Raw genomic sequence first — 15150 nt, 5'->3', positions numbered from 1 at the left:
TGTCCGGATCAGCGTGGGCTGAGTGTCCGAATGGCGTGGAATCCGCAATCAGCTCGCGGGTGAAAGGATTTGAGGTGCTCAAGGTCTGCCTCAAGGAGCCAGCAAAGAAAGTAGAATTTTAATGGCTGTACGACCGCCCCGCGTGGACGCACGACGCCCAACACCCAGTCCCAAGAGCAACTGAGCTCCTGGAACTCATTAGCGCGAGGGCTACAGAGAAGACGCGGCGTCAGGAAGCTCCTTAATACCTGTTCCCTCACCCGACCAGCCTTAAGAAACCCCATCTCATCCAGACGATGCTGAAGGAAGTTTCCGGTCAGCAGATTTTGTACATCCGCTGGGTGCTCAAGTCCCCAAAACTGCATTTCACCTATCACAGCAGCTGAAGAGTCAGGAGCCCGCATCACTGGCGACCCCGCTGCCTCCGCCGGAAACAGCATGCAACGCCAGTCAGTTCCATCCGGAAACATCGTCCCGCAGAGCACCTCTCCATGGAGCGGGCAGATGCAAGTACCCATTGCTTGGTGAATACGATGCCAGTAGGCCGAGCCGCAGTTTTGAATATCTTCTTCAACACACCTCTCGCAGTACCTGAACGACGCGTGCTTGAGGAAGCCTGAGGCTGTGAGACCCAGGCTCATTTTCAGGCCCGTGCCGTCGGTACCAGTCATGGCGATACGCGCGGCTTTGCTCTTCGTGTCATTCAAAAAAGGTTCGTACAGAGGCAAAAGGGTAAAGCGATCGATCAAATGCTCTACCGAATAAGCTGATGCTAACCGTTGCGACAGAGCACCCAAGCAGCACGGCAGGATAGAGCCACAGGTTCTGGAATACGCGCCGAACAACTCCTGGCTTGTCCGGCGATAGCTGTCGTTCGACGACAGCCTATGATAACGGACCGCCAGGCTGTAGAGAGACTCATCAGGGAACGGCTGAGGAAACCAATGCAAGCGATCCATTGACCTGATCTCCCGCGGTTCATGTCACCAAGCAGAGTCCTTATCTACCCAGCCTCTCTGCTCGAGCTGGGTCTGCACATCATCGCCTTCGGAGAAATGGGCAGTTGGTGCTGACTCGTTGGCAACCGGAACCACCGGTTTACTAATAGGCTTTGCGGCTGCCCTTTCACTGTGCTCGACAGGTGTCACTATCGCGGCCTGGGTAATTAAAGAGAGATTCGCCCTGTCTGCACGCCGCGCCAAATCGTAATTCATCATCTTGGCGACCTGGTCCTTCGTGGGCATCATGTCTTCGAAGTCAGCAATTTGCAGCGGATCCCCGCTTCGTAGAGCCTCGATGGCCTTATGAAGGAGCCTCATCTGACTGTCGTACACCTGCTGCAGAACCGCCGGTGTAATCGAGTCGATGCCCTCCCAGATTGCGTGCCGCTGAGCCAGCATTAGAAGTTTGGCCAGGAAATCCGTGTTTCCTTGAGTGAGGTCATATATTTTGGAAAGGATCTCACCCGTCAACGGAGTGGGGGTTTTGGTCCAGTCGTATGCCCAGAGCAGTGAAACCAGATGCGCCCAAAACGGATCATCTTCGGTAAACCTGTCAAAAGTGATAGGCCCCATTCCTGCCGCACGCCGAGCATTTCGCAAAACACCAGAAAACAGCGGAAGCATGGCATTTGTGCCAACGTAGATCAGCGGGATGCCGGCGTCATTCGACAGCTGCACAAAAAAGTTGAGAAGCTTTTCGCGGTCTTGCCCGCCTCGGGATGAGCAGAGGTGCTGCATCTCATCAATTATGAGAGCTCCGATGAAATAGGTTTTGCACAACTGACTGATATTTTGAAGCATCACGCTGATGCTGCGGCCAGTAGCAGCTCTGCCTGAGTACTTTTTTATGCCTAATGCTTCATCCAATGAAGAGAAGAATGCGGTACAAAAACCTCGCAACGAGCCATCGTGCGGACAATCGATCTTGAGCCAGACCACCTGCGTCTCAATGAAGATCTGCTCTTTATACTTACTGTGACTGATCACCTGTGGATAAAGCTTGGCAATGGAGTTCAGCGCAGTCGTTTTACCCATGCCGCTCAACCCGATCAGTGTCAACGTTTCAGCGGTGGACATAAACCCGTGCCCCTTGATCTCCGCAGAAGAGGGCAAGCGATGCCTAACGGATGACGCATGCAATGGATTGCGCCCGGTGTATCCGTACCGAATCAATTGACTGAACAGGTCCTCAAGCCTGAGGTGGATTTCAAAAGGTACAACGACATCCTTCAGCCTGTTGATGCCATGACCACGTAATTTCGGGTCCAAGGCCCGCTCCACGTTGTCAGGCCGGGGCGGGGCGCTCCCAATGCGCCTGACTACATCAACATCCGAAAGAATCTTCGGGAGACACTCAATCAGTGGGTTACCGTCGTATTGAGGCATGCCAGTCGGGTTGTAATCTGCTGGCGCAAAACTGGAATCACTCATGACTAGCCTCGTTACCCGCGTTGATCACCAATTTCAGGAAGGCGGCGCTCCGACCCGAGACAGGTTTCACGGTTACAGGTGTATAAGTCTCCTCCGCGGCTGGCGAGTTATCCACAAGGCGAAGCTGATTTAGGTCAGCGGTATGCAAGTCGCGCTCAGTCTGGGTTTCAACGGCACGTTTCGAACGCTTGTCCCGCTTGAACTCAGCGTCAGATTTCGGATCTCCCTGCCCCTGGCGTTTGGCTTGCGCTCGATGAAGAATCTCCTCCTGGCGGCCTTGAAGAAGCGCTCCAGTATTGGCATCCTCGTACCGGGCATCTGGGGCGACCTGATTCAAAATCTTGATAATATCGAGGACCTCCTCCATACGAAGCCCACCGTACTTAACCCGCTGCTGCGGTACAATGGTCAACGGCTCGAAACCCGCCTCAGATTTCATCCAGCAGTTCTCAATAGAGTTTGGATCGTAGAAAACCCTAACGTACCTCGTTTTAAAGTTGTGAGAGCGCTCCAACCATTCCGAACGAATGGCGGTTTCACAGGTGTACTGCACACCTTGGAAATTTATACCTCCTCGACCAATTCGACACACCTGCGAGGGTAACAATGCAATCTTCAGCTCCGCTGGTGATACGAATTTCGAATTCAGGAGATTGTTTGCCATAGACCACTTCCACATGGCCATAGGCGTGGGCTCCACTTCTGCCGCGATCATCTCACGGTTCAGAAGATGAGGAACTCGAAGGCTCTTGTTGTGAGCCAAAACACCGAGGATTACCATCTCAGTAAACTCATCGATATCGAAAATTGCGTCGAGCTGGTAGTCACGATCACCACGCTCCATTTTCCGAGCATCTACGCCGCCAGGGACAAATTTCAAATCCAGCTTTTCGTTGAGCAGTCGGAAACGGCTTTCAATGATACTTTTCCAGTCAGGCCGAAACGGTGGCAAAATCTTCAAGGCTGTACCAAGAGTCTTTGTCATCGTCTCCCCAGCTTCACTGAGAAGTTCAGCGCGATCTGCGACGATTTCAACCGGTAGATGAGAACATGGCCAGTCAACCTCATCGATCTCAATATTATAACGCTTGCAAAACTCCTTCTTCGGCGTGCAAGCATTATAAATGGCATGTCGAGCACCATTCCAACTGGGCCCTTCAAGCCCGACATGAATACCTACGATCATTCTGGTGAACGTATCAACCAACACATACAGCACTGGCCTGCCGATCAACCATAACCGATTGACTCGATGTACCAAATAAACATCAGCAATCGTCGAATCGATTTCGTACCGATGACTTGCACCGACTAACCCTTGAGAGGCAGATCCAACTAGCGCACGATGGTCTTTATTATAGCGGATTGCGCCGCCGCTCTTCTTCAACCTATAGAGTTCATCAAAGAAAAGTTTTCCATGGTACTCCAGTTGATTGATGGACGGGTAGCTACCTCGAACCAGGTTACCTTTTGAACCGTCGGACTTGATCGACCGATAAAACTTATTGAGCATCCAATCATAGGCTTTCTTTAGCTTGCCACACCTGCCACTGGCAAAGCGCCCATAGGCCAAGCGAATATGCGAGATGTGCCGTGACTCGAGCAGAATTGCGCCACCGTCATCCACAACTACGCCACGATATTTAAGCGGTCGGCCAGGAACAATGCCTGAGGCCCGACTTTTTTTCTTTCCACGGCCTCCACACGTGCTGGTATTCCACAAAAATGCGTTTCGTGTCTGCCCCATGCTCCAATACCGATAGAGAAGTCGATAAATTTGCTTCCGGTCAACTCCCACTACCATTGCGTGATTAGCAACAAGGGAACCAAAGTTAGACGTCAAGATATCGAGGGGGCCATGATTCTCCACCAAACCACGTACCAGCTCCCAGTTCCTATCTCGGCTGTCTTTTTCATTCTCACTGATCTCGTCGTCACTTCGAAGCAAGTGCATAGGTACCATTTCAGGGTTGATCACCGCCGCTCCGTTATTGATCTCTTCGATCAATAGTGAGCTTCCAACCCGCCATGGCTTCGTCGGACTTGTACCGAGTTCAATGACTAAGACAAACTCATCCTTTATAGCTAAAACTCTGACCGGTTTCTTCAGCAGCTCAGATCCCTCACCCGGAGAAACGATGCAGTTAACTCCCAGACTAAGCATGACGAGGCACCTCGATTTCTGATGTGCTGGAAAAGGATGGCTCAGCAATCCAAACATGCAAAGGTTCAGATAAGCTTATTACCTTAGCGCTTAGACTCGCCCCCAGTCTGCCCGTCCAAAGAAGATGGTGGAAGAGGCGTTTAACACCAATATATTCTATAAAAATTACCCTCGAGGCTTTTTGCAGCAGTGCCTTTAGTGGCAATTCACTAGTCTTACATCCCGCTATAAATTCGAGCAGATTATTTATATTATTCTCCGTCGGCAACGAAGGATGGATGACCGCGTAAGTTCTAAGTATGACAAGATTTGCTATTTTAACTTGCGAGAGATTTTCATGGAGAACCAGTTTCCATTCTACCTTTCTCATAGCCCAATATTTAGCTTCGATCTCAAGCTTTTCCGCCATCCGATTCTGCTCCTTGAGGCTGGCATCCTCGAACTCCTTACGGTATTTCACAGAGCGCGCGGCCAAGGTTGCTTCGCCCTTCGAATCTATGAAAGTTATGAGGAAGTCAGTGGTCATAACCACTGGGACTTGAGTACCTGGATACACAGGATGACGGTAATTCAGGCTTGACGCGATCGCTTGAGTCTCAGCTTGCGTTAGGAGCGGGAACTGCTCACGAATGTCGATGATGGAAGGATCATGCTCAAGGATCAGGTGATAGTCGCGCTCAGCGTTGGATAGCAAATGATGACTGCGATGAAATTTCACACCCGGTACAAGATGCGACACCCCGCTCGACTGGATATCCCAAATCTTGATCCAAGGCTCATAGGACTCTCTAACGCCAGATCCGCGACCCGATTGTATTCTTCTATCAATTTTCCGCTGAGTCATTAGCTTCGAGCTAGCTGGATTCACCGGTTCAGTGGGTACAGATGTCATTTCACGAGTCGCTCATCGTTGAGTGACCCGCTCGATCGGATCGGAACGACACAGGTCGTGGCGCGGAGAAATTCAAGAGCGGGCTCAGCCAGGACAGCAGTCACTGTGGTGCAGAAGGGATTGTGATCCTATATCCATGGACAAGGCTCTGCCCCGACAAACGGGCCGTGACAGAGCCTTGTGACAACCTTTCTTAACTTGTGACAACCTTTATTTTTTTGTGACAACCTTTATTCTTTAAAAACACTTTTTGTGGGAGGAAAATAAAGTGTCATCCTAACTACAGGACCCTGCAACGTAGCAATTCCTGCAAAAATCCATTTAAAACAATGACTTATTTCAATTCTGCCATCTGCAAGCGTTTTGTGGGGATGGAGGCCGGAATCATTAAAGTATCATCCTAATTTTCGCTCAACCTTGGAAAATGCTGAGAATCGTAAAAATAAAGTTTCATCCTTTCCGCTACTAGTTCAAGGCTTTCCCGCCGCTTTCTTCCGGCCGCCGGCAACAACGCTGCTTGGCTGAGGCGATCCACTTGCGCTACCGCTCACTGATCAGATCGCACTTGAACTCGACGAGCAGCCAACCATCAGGCCGAGCGTGATCGCCAAAAAAAAGGTTCATCGCGCTTTCCCGGGGAAGGCAGCCTTGATTTTCAGGAAAAAGTATTCCGAGTCCCGAAAACCATAGGCCATACGCTTGATCACCTTGATGCGGTTGTTGACGCCCTCAAGGACGCTGGTATGCATATGGAAGTTGGCACTGGCGAGGATGCCTCGGGCGTATTTGCGCAGGTTGCGAGCGAAGCGCTGTAGCGGCGCGAGGCCGCTGTCCCGGGCGTGCCGCAACCAGGTTCGCCAGCGGCGCCAGCCCTCTCGTACGCTGGGGGCGAACCAGACATCCTTCAGCGCATCCTTGAGGACATAGACCGTAGCCAGCGGCTGGTTGGCCGCGAGTAGTTCTTGAAGCTGCACGGCTTGTCCGTCCTTCAGGTTGTTGCGATTGCGCAGCAGCAGCCAGCGGCTTTGCTTGACCGCCTTTCGTGCCGGCTTGTCTTCGCGCAGGAGGTTGGCCTGGTCAACCCGGATACGGTCGATCACATCCCGACCGTAGCGCGCGACGACGTGAAACAGGTCGTACACCACTTCGGCTTGCGGGCAATGCTTCTTCACCTCCAAATCAAAAGCCGTGTTCATGTCCATGGCCACCGCCTCTATCTGCTGGCAGTGCTTGCCGAGCAATTCAAAGAACGGGCGGACCGCCTCGCGGCTGTTGCCGTGGCCGACCCACAATACCCGCGTTCGCTCGGCATCCATGATGACCGTGGCATAGCGATGCCCTTTGTGCAGGGCGAACTCGTCCATCACCAGGCGGCGGACACCGGTTGAATCGAAGTTGCCTACCTCGGCTTGAAGGCGTCGTTTATCGAGCGTTTTGAGGGTGTGCCAATGCAGGCCGGTGAGCTGGCTGACGTGGCTGATCGGCAGCAGCCGCAGCAAGCTTTCGAGCCATATCCGTAACCGCTGGGTCAGCCGAGATGCTGGCTCCAACCAGTCGATCCGCTCGGTCACCCGCCCACAACTCAGGCAATCGACTCGGCGCACTGGTAGTTGAAGCAGGACGCGCTGATCGAACAGATCACGATCACGCACCAGACGAATCCGGCGATCGTGAATCAACGGGCTGAACTGGCCACAACGCCCGCACTTAGGAAGAGAGCCGGCTTGAGGTTCAAGCTCAATGAGGAGGGTGTTATCGGTAGATGGGCGACAGGTAACGGCGTCGTAGCCTGGCCAGAAAGCGGCAAGATCAATAGGATGCACGGCGACAGCAGGGACAGGTGAAGGGTGTGTTTGGCGACTGCCAATTTACCTGCTTCCCTGACTGTCAACTCGCTCTTCCCCCAGACTCCGCGAAGAACCAAAAAAAACGGATCATGCGAAATCCTTCGTTGAGTTTGGCGCGGGTTTTTAGCAAATCAGCTGGCCCGCGATCCGGTTGAGAGTGATCCGAAGCGGTCCTTGACGACCGGCACAAATCGGTCAGAAGCGGTCGATGATTCCAATAAATCCGCCCCCTTTTTCCCGTAACTCCTGGCTACCTGCGACCAAGTCTAAGCAAGCTTCTGTGTCAGCTGCCCGATGAATAGCCGCAGCCATTCGTGCTGAGGCTTACTGTTCTTGGCAATGTCCCAAACCATGAAGCATCGAAATGATGGAACCGGAATCGGCGCCGGACAAATACTTAGCCGAGTCATGGCCGAATAGCTCTCGGCGGCGAACGTGGGAATTGTGGCTATCGCGCCGCTGCTGATCAACGTGGTGAGCGCGCCACTGAAGTGGGTGAATGAGGCTATAACACGCCTCGAATAGCCCGCCGCTTCGAACATGTCGTCGATAAAGCCGCGGCGGCCGTCATAGGAAACTCGCACATGGCTTGCCTCGAAGTACTCCTCCAGGCCGATAGGTGTGCCTGCGTTGTCTGCGCCAGGCAGGTACAAGCAGGAGTATGACGAGGAAAACAGCACCTTGGATGAATACCCGCTGCTGAAGTCTTTCGGCTCGCTGCAAATCACTAGATCCATGTCCGGATCTTGTAGCGACTGTTTCCACAGTGAGCTGTTGCTCTGATGGAACGAAAAGCTCACTCCCAGCCCCTGATCCGCTGCGGCGTTAACGATCCGCGGAGCGAGATAGGCCTCAATATCATCGGACAGACCGATGTTGAAAATGTAGCTCGAGTCGTGTGCGGAGAAATCCGGCTCTGCCCCAAGCACGCCTGAGATAGACGTAAGGGCCTCGGCGATCTTCGGCGCCAGCTCCATCGCCCTACGGGTTGGCTGCATTCCGGAAGCGGTGCGGATAAAGAGCTCATCTCCGAAATGCTCACGCAAACGACGCAACGCCGAGCTAACTGCCCCCTGGGTCACATGCAGCATGGCCGAGGCTCGGGTGGCACTGCGCTCGGTCATCAGGCAGTGGAACGTCAGCAGCAGGTTCAGATCAATTCTCGAGATATTACGTACACTAATCCGGCTCATATTTTCTAATCGTTTGCTCTGCGGCCGAGAGGATTCATAGTCTGCTGCCCATACACACCTAAGAAAAGCTGGGGAGCACCGTGGACGCAATTAATAAAAAAGTAAATCCAAGCAGTATCCATACCAAGGGTGAGCAGTCAGACATTCGCAAGCGTGCAATCGCGGTGGGTATCGGCAACTTCATGGAGTGGTTCGACTTCGCCATCTACGGCTACTTCGCTGCCGTGATCGGTATGTTGTTCTTCCCCTCTAGCGCCCCAGGTGTATCGCTGCTGTCGTCGCTGGCAGTGTTCGCCGTAGGCTTCGTATCGCGACCATTTGGAGCATTGATTCTGGGGCCCATCGGTGACCGCCTCGGTCGCCGCGCGGTGCTTATCATCACTGTCTTCGGTATGGGTGTGTGCACCACGATCATCGGACTTTTGCCCACCTATGAGGCAATCGGTATCGCTGCACCTGTCTTGCTGATCGTCATGCGTTTCGTGCAAGGCATGATGGTAGGGGGCGAATGGTCTAGCGCAGGTATCTACATCGTAGAGAGTGCTCCGTCCAACCGCCGCGCGACGGCAGCCAGCGTTATCACTGGAACGGCTGGCTTGGCCTTCTTGTTTGGTACGTTCACCGCCGCGAGCCTCACCTCAACACTCGATGACCAGCAACTGGCGTCCTGGGGCTGGCGGATCCCATTCGTTGCCTCCATCGTGATGACCGGTATCGCCATCTTCATCCGCCGGAAGCTGGGTGATACCCCCGTGTATGAAGAGCTGGTACGTCAACGCGATTCACAACAGTTCGAAGCACCGAGCAAGTCTGTACACCGTCGCGCCTTCATCACTACTTTCGCCTTCTCAGCGCTGTTCGGCGTCTCGCTCTACTACTTCATCACCTACGCCAATAACCACCTGGTCACTACCGTTGGGCTACCACGAAGCAATGCACTATGGCTGTGCAGCATCGCGCTGGTTGTCTATGTCATTGCCAATCCACTGATCGGCCGGCTCAGCGACAGCATCGGGCGACGCAAGCTGCTGCTCAGTGCTGCTGCCGCACTCTCTGTACTGGCCTATCCAATCTTCCTGCTGCTCAACACCGGCAACCCAGTGGCAATCCTCGCAGGATTGATCGTTCTGGGACTACTTGTGGCTGTAACTGCGGTGATGGATGTGGTGCTGCTGGTTGAAGTCTTTCCAGCGTCCATCCGCTCCACGGGAGCAGCGCTCGGTCACAACCTGGCCCTGGCGACACTCGCAGGCCCAGGCCCCTTCATTGCCGCCGCCCTGATTAGCCAGACTGGCGACGCGAACATCCCTGCCGCCTATCTAGCAGCCGTCTCGCTGGCATGCCTCATCGTGCTGTGGAAGACCTTGCCGGAAACCCGCGACAACGACATCACACGTTTCTAGGTTCTTACTGCCCTCAGGAGTTTTTCATGACCAAAATTGCAGTCATCCAGGCCGCCTCTGTTCCTTATGATCCTGCAGCCAGCGTTGAAAAGGCTTCCACAATTCTGCGGCGCGTAGCAGATCAAGGTGCAAGGCTGGCCGTATTCCCTGAAGCGTTCATTGGCGGATATCCCAAGGGGATAGCTTTCGGTAGCGTAGTGGGTAATCGCAGCATCAGCGGGCGTGAGCTGTACCAACGCTATGTCGATGGGGCTGTGACGCTGGATGGGCCGGAACTGGCATTGCTTGCTGAAAGTGTCGAGCACACAGGGGTTACCACTGTGATTGGTGTAATCGAGCGCTTCGGTCGCACCCTTTACTGCACCGCGGTCACCATCGCCCCAGGCCGGGGTATTGCCGGTTACCACCGCAAGCTGATGCCCACCGGCCAGGAACGACTAATTTGGGGCTTCGGTGATGGCTCGACAATCGAGCCTGTAGAAACTGATTTTGGCGTCCTGGGGAGCGTGATTTGCTGGGAGAACTACATGCCAGCACTACGCCAGGCCATGTATGCCCAGGGTGTTCAGATCTACTGCGCCCCGACAGCAGATGACCGTCCGTCCTGGGCCAGCTCCATGGTGCACATTGCTCTTGAAGGGCGTGTTTATGTGTTGTCAGCCTGCCAGGCAATCCGTCTTGGTGAATACCCACAACAGCACCGCGATGCATTCGGCCTGGAGTTCAACGAGGACGATTACGTGATGCGAGGGGGCAGCATGGTTGTAAGTCCGCTCGGAGAAGTACTGGCAGGGCCGGTGTTCGACTGCGAGACAGAAATCTATGCAGACCTCAATATGGATCTGCTTAGCCAAGCCAACTTGGACTTTGATGTCGTCGGCCATTATGCCCGGCCGGACATCTTTGAACTCAAGGTGAACATTGCCCCGCAGGCCCCGGTAACCCTGGAGCGATAAGTAGAGCCTGTTTAGTGAAACCCTCCCTTTGACCGTCCAGTTTGGGCATGACTGCTTTAGGGATAGAGCCGCCGCAAGGCGGCTTTTTATTGCTGGCCAGGTTGTTGCCGCCATTTCCTGTGTAGCGAGGGCTTAGGCCCAAACCGATTTGCCAAGACAGATAACTCACCGACTTAACGTCCGCTTGTGGCACAAAGCGGACCAGCTATCGGCCAAGAGATGCCTTTCGCGAATAGCTGAACGCCCCGAGAGCGCATTGGGCCGCTCGGCGCGGAATTGGTGAAAGGCTGGTGACTGGCCTGTGTTGGCTCGGTCAGACTTCGGGCAGCCTCACCCTAGTTGGGGCTAACTGCTTACCGACCATCAGAGGCAAGCCAACAACAACTGCCGATAGTGCTGAGAAAAACTGACCTGATAGCTCGGCTCAGCAGCAAAATCCCCCAGCGAGTAGGCACCCGCCAAACCTGCACCAAGACTTTGCCCGGCCTCGCCTCCACCGCAGCCATCGATATCGCAGGTAGCCCCCATCCCACCAGCCATCGAACCAGAAGAGGCAGCGGGCATCTTCACCCGGCTCAGCACTGCCAGGTCATCCGGCAGATCATCCGCAATGCGCTCCGCAAAGCGCCGCAATGTTGGCTCCGCCAGCATGAACAGCCAAGCCTGATCATCGGACTCGCCCATCCGCCGCAGCACGCGCCCCAGGACTTGCCGGTAGTGCAGCTCAGTACGGATGCGGCTGAGGTAGCAGCACACCTGCAGGCGGGGGATATCCGTACCCTCGCTGATCATCCCAACAGCGACGATCCAGCGGCAATCACTGTGCCTGAACGCATTGATCACCTGTTGGGTGCGGATTTCGGAGTCCGGTTGGTCACTACGCGGCAACCTTCCCCGCTGGCTTCCAGAGCCTGGACAATCTGCTGGGCGTGCTCAATATCGGTGGCGACCACCAGGCCGGCTGCATCCGGCTTGATCTGGCGAAGCTCATCCAGCTTGGCGCATCCCAGGCCGAGCAGTTGGTCGATCACCTCGTCATGGCGCAACAGCTCTTCGAAGGTGACGGGGGATTCACCAAGCAGCTTGGCGATGCTGGGGAACAGCCTGACGGTGCTCTCGGTCTCCAGTTCTTCAGTTAGCTTCACCTTCTGGTTATCGAGAAGGACGATGCGGGGCGCGCGGCACACCCCGTCGGCAATGGCCTCCCTCAGGCCATAGCGGTAGTCGCAGATCAGGTGTCCCTCGGGGGACGAGTAGCGGGCCAGGGTGTTGCCGCTGACCGAAAACTGACCCAGTAGAGGCTGTTCTGCCGACTGAAAACTGACCCAGGTGTTCAACTGCTTCTGCTCAATTTTTGAGCAGGAGAACACAGGGTGATCAGTATGGAAATGATGGGCAAAATTCGGCGGATGTATTTCCGCGACAAGCTGTCGCTGCATGAGATAGCCAAGCGCACCGGGCTGGCGCGCAACACGATTCGCAAGTGGGTCAGAGCACCTGAGGCCAAGCAGCCGGTGTACCAACGCCGCGCGATCTTTAACAAACTCAGCCCTTTTCACGCCACGCTAGAGCAGGCGCTAAAAGCCGATTCGCTGCGCCCCAAGCAACAGCGGCGCAGTGCCAAGGCGCTGTTGGCGCAAATCAAAGCCGATGGTTATGACGGTGGCTACAGCCAGCTCACCGCGTTTATCCGTGCCTGGCGAGGGGGACAGGGCAAGGCGTCGCAGGCCTTTGTGCCGCTGACCTTTGCTCTTGGCGAGGCGTTTCAGTTTGACTGGAGCGAGGAAGGCTTGCTGGTCGGCGGCATTTACCGGCGTATGCAGGTGGCACATCTGAAGCTGTGTGCCAGCCGTGCGTTCTGGCTTGTGGCGTATCCGAGCCAGGGCCATGAGATGTTATTTGACGCCCATACACGCTCGTTCGGCTCCTTGGGCGGCGTGCCGCGCCGGGGCATCTACGACAACATGAAGACGGCCGTCGACAAGGTCAATAAGGGCAAAGGCCGGACGGTGAATGCACGCTTTGCGGTGATGTGCGCGCATTACCTGTTCGATCCGGACTTCTGCAACGTCGCCGCTGGTTGGGAAAAGGGCATCGTTGAAAAGAACGTGCAAGACAGCCGCAGGCGTATCTGGCTAGACGCCCAGGACTGCCAGTTTCACTCCTTCGAGGAACTCAATGCCTGGCTGGGCCAGCGCTGCCGCGCGCTTTGGAACGAGCTGACGCACCCTCAATACAGCGGGCTGAGTGTGGCCGAAGTGCTGGAGTTGGAGCGCGCTGAACTGATGCCTGTGCCAGCGCCATTCGACGGTTACGTCGAGCGGCCTGCGCGGGTCTCCAGCACCTGCCTGGTCAGCGTCGGGCGCAACCGCTACTCGGTGCCGTGTGAGTACGCGGGTAAGTGGGTCAGCAGCCGTTTGTATCCGACCCGCATCGAGGTGGTGGCCGATGATGCGCTGATAGCCAGCCATGCGCGCTTGCTGGATCGCGACCAGGTCAGCTATGACTGGCAGCACTACCTCCCGCTGATCGAACGCAAGCCCGGTGCGCTGCGCAACGGAGCGCCCTTTGCTGATCTGCCAGCGCCGCTGCGTCAGCTTAAGCACGGTCTGGGGCGTCATGCCGGCGGTGACCGGATCATGGCGCAAGTCCGGGCTGCCGTACCGGTCGCCGGACTCGATGCCGTGCTGGTAGCCGTTGAGCTGGTACTGGAGAGCGGCAGCCTGAGCGCCGAACACATCCTCAATGTCGTGGCACGGCTGACAGCATCCGAACCACCACCCAGCGTCGAAACCCACTTGTCGTTCAAGGAAGCCCCCGTCGCTAACACGGCGCGCTACGACCGCCTGCGTGGCCAGGCCGAGGAGGTCGGTCATGCGTGATTTGATGGCGGAACTCAAGGAGCTGCGCCTGCACGGCATGGCCACGGCCTGGGCGGAGTTAACTGCACAGGGTGAGTCGAACACAGCCTCATCCAAGTGGCTGCTCGAACACCTGCTGGAACAAGAGCACACAGATCGCGCCATGCGCTCGGTGAGCCACCAGATGAACATGGCCAAGCTGCCGATGCACCGCGATCTGGCCAGCTTCGATTTCAACGCCTCTAGCGCCGACGCACGCCTGATCAGCGAGCTGGCCAGCCTGGCCTTTACCGACACCGCGCAGAACGTGGTGCTGATCGGTGGGCCAGGCACCGGTAAAACCCACCTAGCAGCCTGTTGAAATTCGCCGCGATGATTACATCCACTGCTTCTGGCAGCAGCGGTCGCGCTCGTTTACTTCCCGTTTAGGGCGCCAATCGATGGAAATAGCCCGATTTGGCGTGCTCCAGGCGCACTTTCCCCGTCAACGCGCTCATGCCATTGAGCCTGTAGCCAGCAGCTTCGGCAGGCGCACCAGGTTGCTTGCCGCCATGGCCAGCTGGAACAGCGCGTCGACACGCTCAAGTCCGCGTTGCTTCACCTGGCGCAGCCCGGCCGCCGCCTTGAGCCAGCCGAAGTGGGTTTCGATCCAGGCGCGAATCTTCAGGCTCAGACCATAGCCGGCGTGGCGCGTGGTACGGCCATCGATGGCGCTGCGCCGACCATTGGTGTTCTGCGCAACATGGGGTGTCACGCCGAGGGCACGACAGGCGGCCACGAAGTCTGCCGTGTCGTAAGCCTTGTCCGCGGCCAAGGTGCGTCGACGGCGACCACCCAGCTTGCTCAGCATCGCCAGCGCGGCTTCGCGTTCGCCATGGCCACCGGCCAGAGTCACATGAGCATTGCGCACCAGGCCACTGCGGTGTTCCATCAGTACATGCCCCATGTAACTCAGCTGCGCGCCGGTGTTGTGGCTCTTGCGGTACAGCCGGGCATCCGGATCGCTGGTCGAGGCGTGGGTGTCGTTGCTGCGCTTGTGCCCCTTGAAGTCTGGCTGGGCATTGCGCGGGCCGGGGCCCGGGTCGTCTGGCGTATCGTCCTTGGGACGGAAACTCTTCTGAGAGGCCCAGGCTTGCAGCAATGTGCCGTCGACCGAGAAGTGCTCATCCGAGATCAGCCCCTGCTTCTCCGCCAGGCGTACCACCTCGTTCAGAAATTCGGTGGCCACGGCCTGGGCATTGAGGCGGTCACGATTCTTCGAGAAGACCGAGTGATCCCACACCGGATCATCAATGGCCAGGCCGACGAACCAGCGGAACAGCAGGTTGTAGCCCAGCTGTTCCATCAGCATCCGCTCGCTGCGCAGCGAGTAGAACAACTGCAGCAACTGCGCCCGCATCAG

10 protein-coding genes and 2 pseudogenes are annotated in these 15150 nt (G+C 56.0%); 4 read left to right on the top strand and 8 right to left on the bottom strand.

Annotation, left to right across the window (positions count from 1 at the left end):
- Window positions 1–8: 8 nt before the first annotated feature.
- From J3A71_RS00060 to J3A71_RS00035, 6 genes are all read right to left on the bottom strand, one after another.
- Window positions 9–959: a TniQ family protein gene (locus J3A71_RS00060; protein ID WP_209953604.1), complete on the bottom strand. Its 951-nt coding sequence runs from the start codon at window positions 957–959 to the stop codon at window positions 9–11.
- Between the two features lie 24 nt (window positions 960–983).
- Window positions 984–2432 carry an ATP-binding protein gene (locus J3A71_RS00055; RefSeq protein ID WP_016489904.1) on the bottom strand — a complete coding sequence of 483 codons (1449 nt, stop codon included), beginning with the start codon at window positions 2430–2432 and terminating at the stop codon, window positions 984–986.
- Window positions 2425–4596, bottom strand: coding sequence for a Mu transposase C-terminal domain-containing protein (locus J3A71_RS00050; protein ID WP_012316940.1), 2172 nt, complete (start codon window positions 4594–4596; stop codon window positions 2425–2427). The genes J3A71_RS00055 and J3A71_RS00050 overlap by 8 nt, the downstream gene beginning before the upstream one ends.
- On the bottom strand, window positions 4589–5440 hold the full coding sequence (locus tag J3A71_RS00045; protein WP_016489905.1) for a TnsA endonuclease N-terminal domain-containing protein: 852 nt from the start codon (window positions 5438–5440) through the stop codon (window positions 4589–4591). Before J3A71_RS00045 ends, J3A71_RS00050 begins: the two co-directional genes overlap by 8 nt.
- Before the next feature lie 668 nt (window positions 5441–6108).
- Window positions 6109–7311, bottom strand: a complete 1203-nt coding sequence (locus tag J3A71_RS00040) for an ISL3 family transposase (RefSeq protein WP_003464938.1) — start codon at window positions 7309–7311, stop codon at window positions 6109–6111.
- Between the two features lie 290 nt (window positions 7312–7601).
- On the bottom strand, window positions 7602–8528 hold the full coding sequence (locus J3A71_RS00035; protein ID WP_003464940.1) for a LysR family transcriptional regulator: 927 nt from the start codon (window positions 8526–8528) through the stop codon (window positions 7602–7604).
- An 80-nt stretch (window positions 8529–8608) separates the two neighbouring features.
- Between J3A71_RS00035 and J3A71_RS00030 the strand changes: the two genes are divergently transcribed.
- Complete coding sequence (locus J3A71_RS00030) at window positions 8609–9931, top strand: MFS transporter (protein WP_003464942.1); 1323 nt, start codon at window positions 8609–8611, stop codon at window positions 9929–9931.
- A gap of 26 nt (window positions 9932–9957) precedes the next feature.
- Window positions 9958–10887: a carbon-nitrogen hydrolase family protein gene (locus J3A71_RS00025; protein ID WP_003464945.1), complete on the top strand. Its 930-nt coding sequence runs from the start codon at window positions 9958–9960 to the stop codon at window positions 10885–10887.
- A 363-nt stretch (window positions 10888–11250) separates the two neighbouring features.
- On the opposite strand, the pseudogene J3A71_RS00020 reads toward J3A71_RS00025, so the two are convergent.
- Window positions 11251–12152, bottom strand: a pseudogene (locus tag J3A71_RS00020) (helicase-related protein); the annotation flags it as partial.
- Window positions 12153–12269: 117 nt separating this feature from the next.
- Between J3A71_RS00020 and istA the strand changes: the two are divergent.
- Together istA and istB are read left to right on the top strand one after the other, a co-directional pair.
- The gene (gene istA, locus J3A71_RS00015; RefSeq protein ID WP_128683791.1) at window positions 12270–13769 is read left to right on the top strand and encodes an IS21-like element ISPst3 family transposase; all 1500 of its coding nucleotides are present in this window, start codon (window positions 12270–12272) and stop codon (window positions 13767–13769) included.
- Window positions 13762–14100, top strand: a pseudogene (gene istB / locus J3A71_RS00010) (IS21-like element ISPst3 family helper ATPase IstB); the annotation flags it as partial. The gene istA and the pseudogene istB, both read left to right, overlap by 8 nt.
- Before the next feature lie 141 nt (window positions 14101–14241).
- Here istB and J3A71_RS00005 read toward each other — a convergent pair.
- The coding region (locus J3A71_RS00005) for an IS5-like element ISPa8 family transposase (RefSeq protein WP_210021979.1) at window positions 14242–15150 on the bottom strand (909 nt) is incomplete at its 5' end.

The organism is Pseudomonas sp. PvP089, from assembly GCF_017875165.1.
Lineage (GTDB): Bacteria > Pseudomonadota > Gammaproteobacteria > Pseudomonadales > Pseudomonadaceae > Aquipseudomonas > Aquipseudomonas fortuita.
Note: the sequence above shows the minus strand (reverse complement) of the source record. Positions and strands in the feature narration are given on the sequence as shown.

What these genes read in the sequence shown, in the direction of transcription:
- J3A71_RS00060 (WP_209953604.1), bottom strand. Translation starts at nt 959, where the DNA reads ATGGATCGCTTGCATTGGTTTCCTCAGCCGTTCCCTGATGAGTCTCTC.
- J3A71_RS00055 (WP_016489904.1), bottom strand. Translation starts at nt 2,432, where the DNA reads ATGAGTGATTCCAGTTTTGCGCCAGCAGATTACAACCCGACTGGCATG.
- J3A71_RS00050 (WP_012316940.1), bottom strand. Translation starts at nt 4,596, where the DNA reads ATGCTTAGTCTGGGAGTTAACTGCATCGTTTCTCCGGGTGAGGGATCT.
- J3A71_RS00045 (WP_016489905.1), bottom strand. Translation starts at nt 5,440, where the DNA reads ATGACTCAGCGGAAAATTGATAGAAGAATACAATCGGGTCGCGGATCT.
- J3A71_RS00035 (WP_003464940.1), bottom strand. Translation starts at nt 8,528, where the DNA reads ATGAGCCGGATTAGTGTACGTAATATCTCGAGAATTGATCTGAACCTG.
- J3A71_RS00025 (WP_003464945.1), top strand. Translation starts at nt 9,958, where the DNA reads ATGACCAAAATTGCAGTCATCCAGGCCGCCTCTGTTCCTTATGATCCT.
- istA (WP_128683791.1), top strand. Translation starts at nt 12,270, where the DNA reads ATGGAAATGATGGGCAAAATTCGGCGGATGTATTTCCGCGACAAGCTG.